At 66.1% G+C, this 673-nt stretch carries 1 protein-coding gene; it reads right to left on the minus strand.

The genetic code is table 11. From position 1 onward, the window contains the following. Positions 1-673: EAL domain-containing protein (locus tag AC1DU6_RS34240; RefSeq protein ID WP_477862899.1), on the minus strand; the 673-nt coding region annotated here is incomplete at both ends.

The following is a 673-nucleotide window of genomic DNA, read 5'->3' on the forward strand; positions in this document are numbered from 1 at the left end:
CTCCACACCCACTTCGTTCAGGCGATGCAGAGACGGGATGACGTTCTGCAGGTCCTTCATCAGGTTGTTCTCGGTGATCTCGAGCTGGATCGACCGGTGCGGCACGCCATAGGCGCTGACGCATTGGTGGATGTGCTCGACGAGATCGGTACGCTCGAACAGCCGGCTGGGCAGGTTGACGGCGATGGAATCGCTGAAGCCGAACTGCAGTGACCACAGCTTGGCCTGGCGGGCCGCTTCCTTCAGGGCCCATTCGGACAGCGGCACGATGAGGCCAGTCTCTTCGGCCAGCGGGATGAAATCGGCCGGCGGCACCAGCACATTGCCACGCTGCCAGCGCATCAGCGCCTCGGCGCCCACCATGCGGGCGGCGCGCACGTCGATCTTGGGCTGGTAGTGCAGCACGATCTCATTGCGCTCCAGCGCCTTGTGCAGGGCGCTTTCCAGCTCCAGCTTCTGCTTGCCGTGGCCGGCCAGCTGCGGCGAATAGACGGCCGAGGCATTGCGGCCCTGGCTCTTGACCGCGTACATCGCCACGTCGGAATTGCGCAGCAGGTCGGCCATGGTCTGGCCGTCGCGCGGGTACAGCGCAATGCCGACGCTGGCCGTGACGAAGCACTCCTGGCCGCCGACGAAGATGGGCTCGCGCAGGGCGTCCAGCACGCGCTGGGCG

The sequence above is a fragment of the Roseateles sp. P5_B10 genome, from assembly GCF_056400485.1.